Annotated in this window: 1 protein-coding gene; it reads left to right on the top strand. The window is 24.6% G+C overall.

Annotated features, from left to right (window positions below; genetic code table 11):
* On the top strand, positions 1-997 hold a 997-nt coding region (locus L8W56_RS08680), incomplete at its 5' end, for a toprim domain-containing protein (protein ID WP_263660023.1).
* Positions 998-1,599: the final 602 nt, after the last annotated feature.

The raw sequence follows: 1,599 nt of genomic DNA, 5'->3' as shown, positions 1-1,599 counted from the left end.
TATAGATAATTTACCTATTATGGATGGTAAAATTCATAGAGTAAAAACTACTAATGATAAAGGTAGAGAATTAAGTGGTGCTTATATTGGATATTTAAATAACAATTTTCCTGCAGGTTTTATACAAAATTTTAAAACAGGCATAAAGAAAAATTGGAAAATGCAAGTAGAAAAAAACTATAATGGTAATTTAAAAAGCTCTCAAGAATTACATAATCAAATAAAAAAAGATCAAGAGCTTAGAGAAAAAGAAATTTTAGCCTTACAAGAAAAAACTGCCTTAAAATTAGAAGATGAGTATAATAATGCAAGATGGGCTAATTCTAACCATGCTTACTTAAAGAAAAAAGGCTTTGATGAAAACTTTTATCTTAAACAAGATAAAATGGGTTCATTATTAATTCCTTTAAAAGATGAAAATGGAAAATTATGGTCACTTCAAAGAATATTTTCAAATGGAGATAAAATCATAGGGGTAATTAAAACTCAAGAAGAAAAAGATCAAGGTGTGGAATATCTTGCAAAAAAACAAGGTTGTTTTCATATTATAGGAGCTAAAACACTTCATAATTTAAAAGAATTTTATTTATGTGAAGGTTTTGCTACTGGTGCTACTTTGTATAAAGCTTTAAATAAACCTATCATTATGGCAGTAGATGCTGGTAATTTAGAAAGTGTGGTTAAAAAACTAAATACTCTCTATCCTGATAAAAATATCACAATATTTGCTGATAATGATGTAAAAAAAGAATTAAAAGGATTAGAAAATACAGGTAAAAAAACAGCTTTAGAAATTAAAGAAAAATATTCTAATGTTAGTGTAATTTTACCAAATTTTACACAAGAGCAAAGCTCTCAAGGTATGAGTGATTTTAATGATTTAATGCTTTTAAAAGGGTTAGAATTTGTAACAAAAGAAATTAAAATGCAGATGTTTAGGGGTAAAGTAGTATGCCTAAAAAAAGAAAATTCTGATAAAGAATTAACTAGGGATTAAAATCTCTAGTTAATATTTATATTAACTATTTATATCATATATTATTGATATTGGGTAGATATTTTATTTAATTTATAGTAAAATATCAAAAATATTTTCACATAAGGATAAAATGTTATATTTAGTTTTTCACTTTTTGGGAAAAAGAAAGAAAATTTAGAAATTACAGCTGAAAAAAAGGGCAGTAAAATAACTCTACTTAAAGCTGATAAGGATAGTAAAATTATTGCCGATAACGCAACTATAATCATAAACAATTCTAGAAAAGATCTTGAAAATTTAGAAATTGGAGAAAGTAAAGATAATTCTGAAATAAGCATAAGTAATGCTAAAATCAATATTAATAATACTGATACTAATAAAAAAAAATTTAAAAAATTTAAAAAATTTAAAAAATTTATAGGAATAATATGTAAATTTATAGGAATAATAAAAACGAGTAGCTAAACACTACTCATTTTTCACTCCTATTTAGTCAAACAAAGCATCAGCTTCTTTATCATATTTTTTTCTAAGCTCGCCATAATCCAAAGGCTCTTTCCCCATTGATTTACCTATATCTGCTTTAAAAGCATTTTCACATTCTATATATTCTTTTGAAG

The sequence above is a fragment of the Campylobacter sp. IFREMER_LSEM_CL1085 genome (genome assembly GCF_025772235.1).
Taxonomy (GTDB): Bacteria; Campylobacterota; Campylobacteria; order Campylobacterales; family Campylobacteraceae; genus Campylobacter_D; species Campylobacter_D lari_D.
This window is presented reverse-complemented; position numbering and strand designations above follow the sequence as displayed.